This window comes from Micromonospora hortensis (assembly GCF_022230935.1).
GTDB classification, from domain to species: Bacteria; Actinomycetota; Actinomycetes; order Mycobacteriales; family Micromonosporaceae; genus Micromonospora; species Micromonospora hortensis.
Window position 1 is genome coordinate 118,643 of sequence record NZ_JAKKFE010000005.1, and the last position, 13,614, is coordinate 132,256.

At 71.2% G+C, this 13,614-nt stretch carries 11 protein-coding genes and 1 pseudogene; 3 read left to right on the forward strand and 9 right to left on the reverse strand.

Annotation, left to right across the window (positions count from 1 at the left end):
* Positions 1-34: 34 nt before the first annotated feature.
* From NIE111_RS03330 to NIE111_RS03350, 5 genes are all read right to left on the reverse strand, one after another.
* Positions 35-751: a response regulator gene (locus NIE111_RS03330; RefSeq protein ID WP_238682970.1), complete on the reverse strand. Its 717-nt coding sequence runs from the start codon at positions 749-751 to the stop codon at positions 35-37.
* Positions 748-2,085 (reverse strand): sensor histidine kinase, encoded by a 1,338-nt coding sequence (locus NIE111_RS03335; RefSeq protein WP_238683030.1) that lies wholly within the window; start codon positions 2,083-2,085, stop codon positions 748-750. The genes NIE111_RS03330 and NIE111_RS03335 overlap by 4 nt, the downstream gene beginning before the upstream one ends.
* A gap of 116 nt (positions 2,086-2,201) precedes the next feature.
* A complete protein-coding gene (locus NIE111_RS03340) occupies positions 2,202-3,152 on the reverse strand; it encodes a permease prefix domain 1-containing protein (protein WP_238682971.1) in 951 nt (316 codons plus the stop codon).
* Entirely contained in the window at positions 3,149-3,490 is a 342-nt protein-coding gene (locus NIE111_RS03345; protein WP_091401756.1) for a PadR family transcriptional regulator, read from the reverse strand. The genes NIE111_RS03340 and NIE111_RS03345 overlap by 4 nt, the downstream gene beginning before the upstream one ends.
* Positions 3,491-3,620: 130 nt before the next feature.
* Positions 3,621-4,217: a hypothetical protein gene (locus NIE111_RS03350; protein WP_238682972.1), complete on the reverse strand. Its 597-nt coding sequence runs from the start codon at positions 4,215-4,217 to the stop codon at positions 3,621-3,623.
* Between the two features lie 134 nt (positions 4,218-4,351).
* Here NIE111_RS03350 and NIE111_RS03355 point away from each other — a divergent pair, with 134 nt between their 5' ends.
* Entirely contained in the window at positions 4,352-5,764 is a 1,413-nt protein-coding gene (locus NIE111_RS03355) for a serine/threonine-protein kinase (protein ID WP_238682973.1), read from the forward strand.
* 219 nt (positions 5,765-5,983) lie between these two features.
* Here NIE111_RS03355 and NIE111_RS03360 read toward each other — a convergent pair whose 3' ends face one another.
* The gene (locus tag NIE111_RS03360) at positions 5,984-6,529 is read right to left on the reverse strand and encodes a hypothetical protein (protein ID WP_238682974.1); all 546 of its coding nucleotides are present in this window, start codon (positions 6,527-6,529) and stop codon (positions 5,984-5,986) included.
* Entirely contained in the window at positions 6,526-7,065 is a 540-nt protein-coding gene (locus NIE111_RS03365) for an RNA polymerase sigma factor (RefSeq protein WP_238682975.1), read from the reverse strand. The genes NIE111_RS03360 and NIE111_RS03365 overlap by 4 nt, the downstream gene beginning before the upstream one ends.
* Positions 7,066-7,172: 107 nt before the next feature.
* On the opposite strand from NIE111_RS03365, the pseudogene NIE111_RS31885 reads away from it, so the two are divergent.
* Positions 7,173-7,328: pseudogene (locus NIE111_RS31885) on the forward strand (zinc ribbon domain-containing protein); the annotation flags it as partial.
* A gap of 166 nt (positions 7,329-7,494) precedes the next feature.
* On the opposite strand, the gene NIE111_RS03375 reads toward NIE111_RS31885, so the two are convergent.
* Positions 7,495-8,115 carry an L-threonylcarbamoyladenylate synthase gene (locus NIE111_RS03375; RefSeq protein ID WP_238682976.1) on the reverse strand — a complete coding sequence of 207 codons (621 nt, stop codon included), beginning with the start codon at positions 8,113-8,115 and terminating at the stop codon, positions 7,495-7,497.
* 147 nt (positions 8,116-8,262) lie between these two features.
* Here NIE111_RS03375 and dnaE point away from each other — a divergent pair, with 147 nt between their 5' ends.
* Entirely contained in the window at positions 8,263-11,793 is a 3,531-nt protein-coding gene (dnaE, locus tag NIE111_RS03380; protein ID WP_238682977.1) for a DNA polymerase III subunit alpha, read from the forward strand.
* A gap of 44 nt (positions 11,794-11,837) precedes the next feature.
* Here dnaE and abc-f read toward each other — a convergent pair whose 3' ends face one another.
* Positions 11,838-13,475 carry a ribosomal protection-like ABC-F family protein gene (gene abc-f / locus NIE111_RS03385; protein ID WP_238682978.1) on the reverse strand — a complete coding sequence of 546 codons (1,638 nt, stop codon included), beginning with the start codon at positions 13,473-13,475 and terminating at the stop codon, positions 11,838-11,840.
* Positions 13,476-13,614: the final 139 nt, after the last annotated feature.

Genomic DNA, 13,614 nt, shown 5'->3' on the forward strand with positions numbered 1-13,614 from the left:
GTGAGCGGGCGGGTCCACCTCGCGGTGGACGCCGTCACCCGCCGGGGCGGACCACCCCGTTCTCGTACGCGAACACCACGGCCTGCACCCGGTCGCGCAGGCCCAGCTTGGCCAGTACCCGACTCACGTGCGTCTTCACCGTCGCCTCGCCCAGGTGGATGGCCGAGGCGATCTCCGCGTTGCTCGACCCGGCGGCGAGCAGCATCAGCACCTCCCGTTCGCGCGGGGTCAGCTCGGCCAGCGCGGCATCGGCGTCCGGGCCCCGGTGGGCGGTGCCCGCCGGGTCGCCGGGTCGGGCGAAGGTGGAGATCACCCGACGGGTGATCTCCGGGGCGAGCAGACCATCGCCCCTGGCCAGCACCCGGATCGCCTCGATGAGCTCCTCCGGCGTGCCGTTCTTGAGCAGGAAGCCGCTGGCCCCGGCCCGCAGCGCGGCGAACAGGTAGTCGTCGCGGTCGAATGTGGTGAGGATCAGCACCGCGGGCGCCCCGGGGCCGTCGGCGACGATCTGCCGGGTGGCCTCCAGGCCGTCCATCCCGGGCATTTCCACATCCATGAGTACGACGTCGGGGCGGGTGGCTCGGGTCATGGTGACGGCCCGTTCGCCGTCGGCGGCCTCACCGACCACCTCGATGTCGTCCTCCACCTCCAGGATGACCCGGAAGCCGGTACGGACGAGGTGCTGGTCGTCGGCGAGCAGCACCCGCACCGTCGGCCCGGCATCGGGCGTCTGTTGGGCTGCCGCGCTCATGCCGACGGCTCCGCGCCGGCCGCCGCCTGCTGCCTGTCGCTCGGCTCCCGCTGTGGGCCCACCGGCAGGTCCGCCGACGCCCCCAGGGGGAAGCGGGCGCGTACCCGCCAGCCGCCGCCGGCCCGCGGCCCGGCCTCCAGGTCGCCGTCGTGGGCGGTGACCCGTTCGCGCATGCCGATCAGGCCCAACCCGACGGTGTCGGTCCGGCCGCCGCCCCGCCCGTCGTCGGTCACGTCGACCTCCACCTCCCGGGCCAGGTACCGGACCCGCACGTCGAGCAGGGCCGCCTCGGCGTGCTTCAGGGTGTTGGTCACCGCCTCCTGCGTCACCCGGTAGGCAGTCTGGGAGACCGATTCGGGCAACGCGACGGGGTCGCCGTACACCCCGAGGGTGGCCGTCAGCCCGGCGGCCCGTGCCCGCTCGACCAGCTCGTCGATCCGTTCGACGCCGCCGGCCGTCGGCGGCGCGGCGTCGGTGCCGGCGGAGGTCCGCAGCACGCCGAGCATCCGACGCAGCTCGTCGACGGCGGTACGGGCGCTCTGCTCGATGGCGGTCAGCGCGGTGCGGGCCTTGCCCGGGTCGCGGTCGAACACCCGGCGGCAGGCGGATGCCTGCACGCCCATCACCGACACGTGGTGGGCGACCACGTCGTGCAGCTCGCGGGCGATCCGGACGCGTTCGCCGAGCACCGCCCGTTCCCGGGCCTCGGCCTGCGACCGGCGCAGGTCCTCGGCCTGGGCGCGCAGCTCGTGCTCACGGCGCGCGGCCACCCACGCGGTCTCACCGAAGAAGTACGCGAAACCGAAGACCAGCACGTTGAGCAGCACACCGTTGACCATCGCGGCGAGCACCGGTGGCACCGGCCCGACCGCGTCGGCGAAGGTGTCCGCCGGAATGTGGTCGATCATCACCGCGTAGTAGATCCCCAGCCAGGCGAACATCGTGGCGATCACGCCGATCCGCAGCCGGCGGGACAGTTGGCGGTCCTGCCCCCACGCGCCGACGGTGTAGAGGGCGCAGAACAGGGCCCAGGAGGAGAACTGGCTCTCCGGGGCCGAGCGGGCCTGCGCGGCAATGAACGCCACCGCGACGATGAGCACTGTCGCGGTCGGCCAGCGTCGTCGCCAGATCAACGGGAGGGTCACCGCGACGGTCCAGAACAGCTGCTCCGGCCCGGACGGCGGTGGGCCCAGCAGGAACGCGCCGGTGCTGCGGGCCAGGGTCAAACTGACCAATGCCAGCCCGGTCATGCCCAGGCCGATCCAGAGGTCGTTTCGGCGCTGCTCTGCCGTTGGACCCGGACGACGCCATTCCGGTCGCGGTGCCACTGTCATCCCGGAACGATGCCACGCCGCCCACCAGGCCCGTCGACCGGGCACGCCGCCACGGCCACGCCGACGGGCGGCGGCCCGGCGCGGGGTACGCGCCGGGCCGCCTCCTCTGGTGTCGCTCATGCGGTCGTCTGCCGGCGGGCCTTCCGAGCGGTGTCGACCAGGTCCCAGACCGCGATCGCGGCGGCGCCCACCGCGATGGCCAGGCCGAGGGAGTTCCGGTTGCCTGCCTCCGCCACCCAGCTCAGGCGCTCGCCCAGGGCCGGGTTGAGCAGTCGGTCGGAGAGCGCCAGCCACGCCAGCGGCACCGAGAAGGCCAGGTTGAGCAGCGCCTTCATGCCGAACAGGGCCCAGGTCCAGCGGTCGATCCGGTACTTGACGACTTCGAAGATCACGCTGAGCGCCAGCACCACGATCAGCGCCGGGAGCCAGAACGACCAGAGCGCCGGGTCGAGGATCGGGATGTTCTCGCCGTCGGTGCCACGCACCCAGGAGTGGTAGTGCTGGAACGGCAGGTACGCGATGGTCAGCACCAGCATGATCACCGATGCGATGGTGTCGGCGAGGGGGATGCCTCGTCGCACCGGCGCGTCGGGCAGTTGGTCGACCGTCCACTCCGGCACGTCCACGGCCGTCTGGGTGCGCTCGATGATGGCGAAGGTCACTGTGAGCCAGAAGGTGATCTGCACGGCCACCTGCATCGCCGCGACGATGCCCGGCCCGATCGCCCCGAAGCCCTTTCCTTCGGCCGCCTCGACCACTGTGACGACGGTGCCGACCAGCGCCGGGATGAAGCTGAGCAGCAGCTTCAGCAGTCGCAGCCAGAGCAGGTAGTAGGTAGGGCCGATGAGCTGCAGCCGGCGGTCGGCGTACCGGGCGGCCAGGACGTCCGGGTTGCCCAGCTCGGTGAGCACCTCCCGCTCGGCGGTGGTCGCGTCCTGTCCTCCATCGGTCCGGCCCTCGATCATGTCGTCGATGGAGGCCCGCAGCTCGTTGGCGATCTCGTCGCGGCGCTGGGTGGGCACCGATCGCAGGGTGGCGGCGAGGTAGCGGTCGGTCAGGGTGTTCATCGGTCCACTCCTTGGATCAGCCCGGTGATGGAGGTCTGCACGGCGGCGAGGTCGTCGAGGAGCCGGTTCAGCATCGACTCGCCCTCGTCGCTGGTCCGGTAGAACTTGCGCGGTCGGCTCTCTTCGGTGTTCCACTCGCTGGTCAGCAACCCCTGGTCCTCCAGGCGGCGCAGCAGCGGGTAGAGGGTGTTGGCGTCGACCGGGAAGCCGTGGTCGCTGAGCCGTTGCAGCAGTGCGTAGCCGTAGTCCGGTCGGCGTAGCGCGACCAGGCTGGCCACCACGACGGTGCCTCGACGCAACTCCTGTAGGTGCGTCCGTAGAACGTCCTCGCTAACCATGTGTCACACCATACTGTGTGGCACACAGTGTTGTCTACGCCGACATCATCGTGTCCGCCTAACCTCCGTCCGGACCGACACGACGTACGGGGCGCCCGGTCGATACCGGACGCCCCGCACCTGGGAAAAGTCAGCAGGCCGCGCCGTGGCGGAAGTTCCGCTCGACGAAGCTGGCCGGGCCGACCTGGAAGTAGCCCACCCCGGGCCGGATCGGGTGCCCGGTGAACAGCTCCACCCGCGACCCGACCCGGACCAGGTACGCCTCGGCGTCCCCCGCGTCGTTGCGGATCAGCGACCCCCGCCGGCCGTAGATCGCCTCCAGTTCGTCGAAGGACATGCCGACAGTGGCGCCGGCGGGGGACCGCGGCGGCGCGGTTGCCGTACCGACCTCCACCAGTCGCCCGTCGCGGAAGGCCAGCAGGATCACGCCCGCCCAGGAACCGGTCGCGCCGGCGTGCACCACTCCGCCGCAGGTCGGCACGGTCCAGCCGAGGTGCCCGTTGGTGGTGAGCGACGCCAGGCTGGCGCCGATGCGGTACACGCCGACGCCACCGACGCCGAGCACCTGCGGGTGGGTGTGCCCGGCGGCGGCGAGCGGACCGCGGGCCGAGGCGGGCGCGGCGCCGCCGGCCAACGGTGCTGCCGCCGCCGGGCCGGCGACGGTCGCCGGGACGAGCGTGCCGAGCGCCAACGCGGCGGTGGTGAGGAGGATCGCGGGACGGTTCATGGTGGCTCCTTCGGTGATGGGTCTCCTGCCCTCTTAGTCACCGCGCCAGCGCCAACGGTTCGTCGGGATTCCGACCCGCCGGGTCTACTGTGCAGAGAAACGCCGACCGACCGAGCAGGCCGGGGGTGACGCGGGTGACGGCTCCACTGCGGATCGGGCCCTACGCCGTCGAGCGGCTGCTCGGCGTCGGTTCGTTCGCGACGGTGTGGCTGGGCTACGACCGGGCGCTCGACGCGCACGTGGCGATCAAGGTGCTGGCCGAGAACTGGAGCCACGACCTACGGGTGCGGGAACGCTTCCTCGACGAGGCCCGGTTGCTGCGCCGGTTGGAGCACGAGCGGTTGATCCGGGTGCACGCCGTCGGTGAGCTGCCCGACGGCCGCCCGTACGCGGTCCTGGCCTGGGCGGACGGCGGCAGCCTGCGGGACCGGTTGGCCGCTGGCGAGATCCCCGCGCCGACGGCGCTGCGGCTGCTCGGCGAGATCTGCGCCGGGGTCGCCGTGCTGCACCGCCACGGCGTCGTGCACCGTGATCTCACCCCGGGCAACATCCTGTTCCGCTCCGCCGGCCCCGACGGCGCGGAACAGGTGCTGATCGCCGACCTCGGCCTCGCCAAGGCGCTCGCCGCCGCCTCCGGACTGACCGCCCGGGCCGGCACCCCGGGCTACATGGCCCCCGAGCAGGACGATCCGGGCGCGGTGATCGACACCCGCGCCGACGTGTACGGGCTCGGCCGGCTCGGCATCCGACTGCTGGCCGCCGACCCCACCGGCGCGAACCCGACCAGATCAGATCCGCCTCGGCACCCACCGGAACTCCGACTGCGGGACGACGTGCCCCCGGCGGTCGCGGCGGTGCTCGCCCGGGCCACCGCCCACCGCCCGGCCGACCGTTACCCCGACGCCGCGACGGTGCACGCCGCGTTGGTCCGCGCGAGCGCCCCGGCTGCGGCGGCCGGTCCCGTGCGGCGACAGCCGTCACCCCGGGTGAGGGCGCGCCGCCGGTTGCGGCTGGCCGGGGCCGCCGTGGTGGCCGTCGCCGCGGTGGGTGCGGTGGGCGCCGAGGCAGATGGCGTCGGGTCTGCTGGGCCAGTCATCGGCACGTACACGGCCGGGCCGTTGACAGTGGCGTTGCCGCCCGGCTGGTCCGCCACGGGTGCCACCTGGGCCGGTCAGTACGGTGCCGACGGTGATCCCGAACCGGCGCTGGTGATGTCACCGCAACCCCGCCGGTGGGCCACCGACCCCCGCCTGCCCGGCGCGTTCGTGGGCCTCTCCGCCAGCACGGCGGCACGCACCACGCCGGCCGGGTTCCTGGCCGAGCGCACCCACGGTGACTGCACGTCCGCGCCGCCCCGAATCACCTGGCAGGCGGGCGTCGAGTGGACAGTGGTGGCGTACCGCTGCGACCGGGGTCGTCCGCAGATCATCGAGTCGGCAGCCCTGCACCCCGGCCGACCCGCCCTGGTGTACGTGCAGATCGCCCCGCCCGCGGACGGCGGACCCGCCTTCGTGGACACCCTGCTCGCCGGAGTGCGCCTGCGGTAGGTGCGGCGAACCGGCCCGGCGGTGACCCAGCCGCCGCTGATCCTGGGCACCATGTTCGGCCTGATGCTGTTGGCCGCCGCGCTGCTCACGGCGTTCGGTGACCACGGGTTGATCTTCAGCGGTACCTGGGTCCCACCCGGCCCGGCTGGCGTCGCCGCCGGTCTGGTGCTGCTGGGGGTCGCCGCCGCCGAGTTCCTCCGCGCCCGGCGTCGATCCCGGCTAGCGGACCACCACTGTGATGGTGTGCTCCCGGCCGTCCTTGGGGATCGTGACGGCGACGGTGCCGGCGCGGACGAAGCGGATGTCCACCACGCCCGCCTCGTACTGCTGGGAGACCAATTCCGGGCGGTCGACGGTGACGAGCCCCGGCCCGATGCCCTGGATGCGCAGCACCGCACCGGTGGCGAAGCAAAGCGATTTCAGCAGCTCGATCTCGGTCTCGGCGAGCGGCAGGTCGTAGCGGACAGCGCCCTGACAGGCCGGCGTCGCGTCGGTCGGCGGGGGAGTCGTTCGGGGCGTACCCAGTGTTCTGGTGGGTGCGGGCGGTGCCGGGCGCGCGCTGGCCGGCGGCGGTCGGGATGGCGACCCGGTGGGCGCGGGGATCGGGAGAACCGCGGAGGGGGACGGCGGCGAGAGGGTCGGGGTCGAGAGGGTCGGGCCGGCCGGTTGGACGGGCAGGGGCGAGACGGCGTCGGCGCCGCAGGCGGCGACCCCCACGGTGGCCGCGAGGACGACGACGACCCGGCGGAACGACCTGCGGTTCATTCCGCGCCGAGCCGCTGCCGGACCTGGCGCCGGGCCAGGTGCAACCGGGACTTCACAGTGCCCAGCGGCACGTCGAGCAGGGCGGCGATCTCGGGGTAGCTCAGCCCCAGGACATCGCGAAGGGCGACCACCTCGGCGAGATCGGGATGCACCGAGTCGAAGGCGTCGAGCAGGTCGAGGCGGGTGCCCGCGACCACGCTGGTCCGTCGGGGGTCGGCCTGGTCGGGCAGCGGCACGCCCTCGGCCTCCAGTCGGCAGCGGCGGCGCAGCGTGCGGTACGTGGAGCGGGCCCGGTTGACGGTCAGCCGGTGCAGCCAGGTGCGGAACGAGGAGCGCCCCTCGAACCGGGTGATGCCGCCGGCCAGCGCCAACAACGTGTCCTGGCAGGCCTCCTCGGCGTCCTCCCGGTTGGGCAGAAACCGGGCGCACAGCCGCAACACCTCTGGGCGCACCGCGACCAGCAGGGCGTTGAGCGCGGCCGGGTCGCCGTGCGCGGCGGACCGGGCCAGGGCGTCGATGTCGTCCGCGTCGGGCATGCCGGGTGTCCAATGCTCGCCGGTGCCGATCCCTGAGCGTATGACAGGTGCCGCGGCGGCGGCCCCGTACCGTCCGGCACCCGACCCGAAACCGGCGCGCTACCGAAATGCGAGCTAGTGCACTGCCCTTCAGCCGGGTAGATCGGTTCTTCCCGTCGACCCGTATGTGCTCGGACTGCGGCCGGATCAACGACAAGATGGCGCTCAACGTCCGGACGTGGGGCTGCCCATGCGGCAGCCTGCACGTCCGAGACGTGAACGCCGCCAGAAACATCAGGGCCGCCGGACGGGCGGACCTCAGCGACCGTGGAGCGCAGGTAAGACCGGCACCCGTGCCGGCACCGCGCAGCGAAGCGGTAACTCGCCGGGAGCGTGCCCCTTCGGGGGTGCAGCAGACCGGAATCTCCGCCCTTCAGGGTGGAGAGGGCGTCAATCGAAGCGGGACACGTCCCCGGCGCCCCGGCGCAGGATCTCCGGCTCGGGCCCGGACAGGTCGATCACTGTCGTCGGCTCCTTGCCGCAGTCGCCGGCGTCGAGCACCGCGTCGAGCTGGTGGTCGAGCCGTTCCTTGATCTCCCAGCCCTGGGTCATCGGCTCCTCGTCGCCGGGCAGGACCAGCGTGCTGGACACCAGCGGCTCGGCCAGCTCGGCCAGCAGCGCCTGGGTGACGGTGTGCCGGGGTACCCGAACGCCGACGGTCCGCTTCTTCGGGTGCAGCATCCGGCGGGGCACCTCCTTGGTGGCCGGCAGGATGAACGTGTAGCTGCCCGGGGTGGACGCCTTGACCAGGCGGAAGACCGAGTTGCTGATCTGGACGAACTGGCCGAGCTGCGCGAAGTCCCGGCAGACGAGCGTGAAGTGGTGCCGGTCGTCGAGGTGGCGGATCTGCCGGATCCGGTCCAGCCCGTCCTGGTTGCCCAGCTGGATGCCGAGCGCGTAGCAGGAGTCCGTCGGGTAGGCGACCAGCCCACCACTGCGGATCAGGTCGGCGACCTGGCCGATGATCCGGGGCTGGGGGTTCTCCGGGTGTACGTCGTAGTACCTCGCCATCCTCCGAGCCTAGGCCCACGCGGGGGCGATCAGGAGACGAGGGCCACGACCGTCGGCGCGGACGGTGGAGCCGCCGAGATCACCTCGGTAGGGTAGGTCCCGGTCGGCTCCGACCAACAAGATCCACACCGCCGGGGGGCGCCACGCATGGCCGATTCGTTCGCGCATCTGCACGTGCACACCGAGTACTCGATGCTCGACGGAGCGGCCCGGCTGAAGGACCTGTTCGCCGAGGCCAAGCGGCTGGGCATGTCCGCTGTGGCGATCACCGATCACGGCAACATGCATGGCGCGAACGACTTCTACAACCAGGCGATGGCCGCCGGGATCACCCCGATCCTGGGCGTCGAGGCGTACGTGGCGCCGGAGTCGCGCTACCACAAGGCGCGGGTCAAGTGGGGTCGGCCGGAGCAGAAGAGCGACGACATCTCCGGTAACGGCGCGATCACCCACAAGACGATGTGGGCGAAGGACGCGCGGGGCCTGAAGAACCTGTTCACCCTCAACTCGCGCGCGTCCATGGAGGGGCACTACGTCAAGTGGCCCCGGATGGACATGGAGCTGATCGCCGAGCACGCCGAGGGGATCATGGCCACCACCGGCTGCCCGTCCGGCGCGGTGCAGACCCGGCTGCGCCTGGGCCAGTTCGACGAGGCGCTCAAGGTTGCCGCGAGCTACCAGGACATCTTCGGCAAGGACAACTACTTCCTGGAGATCATGGATCACGGCCTCTCCATCGAGAGCCGGGTCCGCGAGGGGCTCACCGAGATCGCCCGCAAGCTGGACATCCCGCCAGTGGTCACGAACGACTCCCACTACACCCACGAGGCGCAGGCCACCGCCCACGACGTGCTGCTCTGCGTGCAGACCGGCAGCAACATCGACGACCCCAACCGGTTCCGGTTCGAGGGTGGCGGCTACTTCATCAAGAGCGCCGACCAGATGCGCGCTGTGGACTCGTCCGAGCTGTGGCAGGAGGGCTGCCGCAACACCCTGCTGGTGGCCGAGAAGGTCGACCCGAAGGGCATGTTCGAGTTCCACAACCTGATGCCGCGCTTCCCGGTGCCCGAGGGCGAGACCGAGGAGTCCTGGTTCCGCAAGGAGACCTTCGCCGGCCTGGCCCGCCGCTATCCGAACGGCATCCCGGAGGGGCACGTCGTCCAGGCCGAGTACGAGCTGGGCGTCATCAACCAGATGGGCTTCCCGTCCTACTTCCTCGTGGTCGCCGACTTCATCCAGTGGGCCAAGAACCAGGGCATCGCCGTGGGTCCGGGCCGTGGTTCGGCCGCCGGGTCGCTCGTCGCGTACGCGCTGGGCATCACCGACCTGGACCCGATCCAGCACGGTCTGATCTTCGAGCGGTTCCTCAACCCCGAGCGGGTCTCGATGCCGGATGTCGACATCGACTTCGACGAGCGTCGGCGCGGCGAGGTGATCAAGTACGTCACCGACAAGTGGGGCGAGGACAAGGTCGCCCAGATCGCCACCTTCGGCACGATCAAGGCGAAGGCCGCGATCAAGGACTCCGCCCGGGTTCTCGGCTTCCCGTACGCGGTCGGCGACCGGATCACCAAGGCCATGCCACCGGCGGTGATGGGCAAGGACATCCCGCTCACCGGCATCTTCGACAACAAGCACCCCCGCTACGCCGAGGCGGGCGAGATCCGCGGTCTGTACGACTCCGACCCGGACGTCCGCAAGGTGATCGACACGGCCAAGGGCATCGAGGGGCTGATCCGGCAGACCGGTGTGCACGCCGCCGGCGTCATCATGTCCGCCGAGCCGATCATCGAGCACATCCCGTTGACGCGCCGCGACGCCGACGGGGCGATCATCACGCAGTTCGACTACCCGACCTGCGAGTCGCTCGGGCTGCTGAAGATGGACTTCCTCGGCCTGCGCAACCTGACGATCATCGACGACGCGGTCAAGAACATCGAGCTGAACCACGGCCGGAAGCTCGACCTGCTGGGCCTGCCGCTGGACGACAAGGCCGCGTACGAGCTGCTGGCCCGCGGTGACACCCTGGGCGTGTTCCAACTCGACGGCGGGCCGATGCGGTCGCTGCTGCGGTTGATGAAGCCGGACAACTTCGAGGACATCTCCGCCGTCCTGGCCCTGTACCGACCCGGCCCGATGGGCGTCGACTCGCACACCAACTACGCGCTGCGCAAGAACGGCCTCCAGGAGATCACGCCGATCCACCCGGAGCTGGAGGAGCCGCTGCGGGAGATCCTGGAGCCCACCCACGGCCTGATCGTCTACCAGGAGCAGGTGCAGCGCGCCGCGCAGATCCTCGCCGGCTACACCCTCGGTCAGGCGGACCTGCTGCGCCGGGCCATGGGTAAGAAGAAGAAGGAGATCCTCGACAAGGAGTTCATCCCGTTCCGGGACGGCTGCCGCGAGCGCGGCTACTCCGACGAGGCGATCCAGGCGGTGTGGGATGTCCTGGTGCCGTTCGCCGGGTACGCCTTCAACAAGGCGCACTCCGCCGCGTACGGTCTGGTCTCCTACTGGACCGCGTACCTGAAGGCGCACTACCCGGCCGAGTACATGGCCGGGTTGCTGACCAGCGTCGGTGACGACAAGGACAAGATGGCGCTCTACCTGGCCGAGTGTCGCCGGATGCGCATCCAGGTGCTGCCGCCGGACGTGAACACCTCGGCCGGGCCGTTCACCCCGGTCGGCAAGGACATCCGCTTCGGGCTCGCCGCCGTCCGCAACGTCGGGGCGAACGTGGTCGCCTCGATCATGCGCTGCCGGGAGGAGAAGGGCGAGTACGCCGACTTCTACGACTTCCTGTCCAAGGTGGACGCGGTGGTCTGCAACAAGAAGACGATCGAATCGTTGATCAAGGCGGGGGCTTTCGACTCCCTCGACCACCCCCGCAAGGGCCTGCTCGCGGTGCACGCCGACGCGATCGACGCGTACGCCGACGTCAAGCGCAAGGAGGCCGTCGGCCAGTACGACCTGTTCGGCGCCGGCTTCGGTGACGCGGACACCGGCAGCACCACCGTGATGCCGACCATCGGCGACAGCGAGTGGGACAAGCGCGACAAGTTGGCCTTCGAGCGGGAGATGCTCGGCCTGTACGTCTCCGACCACCCGCTGTTCGGTCTGGAGCACATCCTCAACGCGGCAGCCGACACCACCATCGCGTCCCTTGCCGAGGAGGGCGGGGTGCCCGACGGGGCGGTCGTCACCCTCGCCGGCATCCTCTCCGGGGTGCAGCGCCGGGTCACCAAGCAGGGCCGGGCCTGGGCGTCGGCCACCCTGGAGGACCTGGCCGGTGGGGTGGAGGCGCTGTTCTTCCCCAACACCTACGAGGTGATCGGGCAGTACATCGCCGAGGACGCCATCGTCGTGGTCAAGGGTCGGGTGGACCGCCGCGACGACACCCCACGCATCATGGCGATGGACATGTCCATGCCGGACGTCAGCACCAGCGCCACCAACAAGCCGGTCACCCTCACCATCCCTGTGCACCGCTGCACACCACCGCTGGTGGAGAAACTCAAGGAAACCCTGGTGCTGCACCCCGGCGACACCGAGGTGCACGTCAAGCTCCAGAACGGCGGGCGCACCACCACGCTGCGGCTGGGTCCGTTCCGGGTGGCGGCCACGACCGCGCTGATGGGTGACCTGAAGAGCGTCCTCGGCCCGGCCAACGTGAGCTGAGCCGGCCTCGGTCCGGCCGGCGTACGCCGGCCGGACCGCAGGGCTCAGACCCGCTCGGGGGCGCTGATCTCGCGCAGTTGGCCGTCGGCCAACCGCAACCACCGCTGCACGCCGATCTCGGCGAGGAACCGTTCGTCGTGGCTGACCACCACGAACGCCCCCTGGTACGCCGACAGCGCGCTCTCCAACTGACCCACGCTGACCAGGTCAAGGTTGTTCGTCGGCTCGTCGAGCAGCAGCAGTTGCGGCGCCGGCTCGGCGCAGAGCACACAGGCGAGGGTGGCGCGCAGCCGTTCACCGCCGGAGAGCACCCCGACCGGCAGGTTCACCCGGGCGCCCCGGAACAGGAACCGGGCCAGCAGGTTCATCCGCTTGGCGTCCGGCAGGCTCGGCGCGTACGCGGCGAAGTTCTCCGCCACCGTGCGGTCGAGGTCCAGCAGGTCCAGCCGCTGCGACAGGTACGCGATCCGCCCCTCGCCGCGCTTCAGCTCACCGCCGGACGGTTGCAGGTCACCGTTGACCAGGCGCAGCAGGGTCGACTTGCCGACGCCGTTCGCCCCGGTCAGCGCGATCCGTTCCGGCCCCCGGATCACCAGGTCGGCGCCGTCGCCGCCGAACAGGTCCCGGTCGTCGAAGTGGGCCCGCATCCCCTGGCCGGAGAAGACCGTGCGCCCGCCCGGGACTGTGGTGTCGGGCAGGTCCACGACGATGCGGTCCTCGTCGCGTACCGCCCGGCCGGCCTCGTCGAGTCGGGCCTTGGCCTGACCGAGCCGGGACGAGTGCGTCTCCTGCGCCTTGCCCGCCGACTCCTGCGCGCTGCGCTTGAGCCCACCGGCGACGATCCGGGCCAGGCCGGCGTTCTTCAGGTTCTTCGAGGCGTTGCTGGCCCGCCGGTCGGCCCGCTCCCGGGCCTGCTGCATCTCCCGCTTCTCCCGCTTGACCTCCTGCTCGGCGTTGCGCAGGTTGCTCTCGGCCACCTCCCGCGCCGCCTGCACCGCCTCGGTGTACGCGGTGAAGTTGCCCCCGTACCAGCGGATCTCGCCCTGGTCCAGCTCGGCGATGCGGTCCATCCGGTCGAGCAGTTCCCGGTCGTGGCTGACCAGCAGCAGGCACCCGGACCAATCGGTGAGGACGTCGTAGAGCTTGTGCCGGGCCTCCAGGTCCAGGTTGTTCGTCGGCTCGTCGAGCAGCAGCACGTCCGGGCGGCGCAGCAGTTGCGCCGCCAGGCCGAGGGAGACCACCTGGCCGCCGCTGAGGGTGTGCAGCCGACGGTCGAGCGACAGCTCACCCAGGCCGAGCCGGTCCAGCTCGGAGCGGGTGCGCTCCTCGATGTCCCAGTCGTCGCCGATGGTGGCGAAGTGCTCCTCGCTGGCGTCGCCGGCCTCGATGACGTGCAACGCCGCGATCCGCTCGGCCACGCCCAGCACCTGCGCCACGCTCAGGTCGCCGACCAGCGGCAGCGTCTGCGGGAGGTAGCCGAGCACACCGTCGACGGTGACGCTGCCGCCGCTGGGCCGCAGCTCCCCGGCGATCAGCCGCAGCAGGGTGCTCTTGCCGGCGCCGTTGGGCGCGACCAGGCCGGTGCGACCGCCGGGGACGGTGAAGGACAGCTCCGAGAAGACCGGGGTGTCGTCCGGCCAGGAGAAGGACAGGTTCGAGCAGACAATGAACGCATCAGACATGCGAGTGACCTCAAAGGGTGGGGTGGGCGCGCCTCAGCCGCCCGACGACAAGGGGACCGGTGGAACGACGTCATGGCCACGGCGGCTGCGCCTACGCGCGCCGAACCGGTGGCCGAACATGTCCGGTCTCACCCGGAGA

Coding starts and splice junctions, on each gene's coding strand:
- NIE111_RS03350 (WP_238682972.1), bottom strand. CDS start 4,217: ATGAACCGTCCCGCGATCCTCCTCACCACCGCCGCGTTGGCGCTCGGC.
- NIE111_RS03375 (WP_238682976.1), bottom strand. CDS start 8,115: ATGGCGAGGTACTACGACGTACACCCGGAGAACCCCCAGCCCCGGATC.
- NIE111_RS03345 (WP_091401756.1), bottom strand. CDS start 3,490: ATGGTTAGCGAGGACGTTCTACGGACGCACCTACAGGAGTTGCGTCGA.
- dnaE (WP_238682977.1), top strand. CDS start 8,263: ATGGCCGATTCGTTCGCGCATCTGCACGTGCACACCGAGTACTCGATG.
- NIE111_RS03365 (WP_238682975.1), bottom strand. CDS start 7,065: ATGCCCGACGCGGACGACATCGACGCCCTGGCCCGGTCCGCCGCGCAC.
- NIE111_RS03360 (WP_238682974.1), bottom strand. CDS start 6,529: ATGAACCGCAGGTCGTTCCGCCGGGTCGTCGTCGTCCTCGCGGCCACC.
- NIE111_RS03335 (WP_238683030.1), bottom strand. CDS start 2,085: ATGACAGTGGCACCGCGACCGGAATGGCGTCGTCCGGGTCCAACGGCA.
- NIE111_RS03340 (WP_238682971.1), bottom strand. CDS start 3,152: ATGAACACCCTGACCGACCGCTACCTCGCCGCCACCCTGCGATCGGTG.
- abc-f (WP_238682978.1), bottom strand. CDS start 13,475: ATGTCTGATGCGTTCATTGTCTGCTCGAACCTGTCCTTCTCCTGGCCG.
- NIE111_RS03330 (WP_238682970.1), bottom strand. CDS start 751: ATGAGCGCGGCAGCCCAACAGACGCCCGATGCCGGGCCGACGGTGCGG.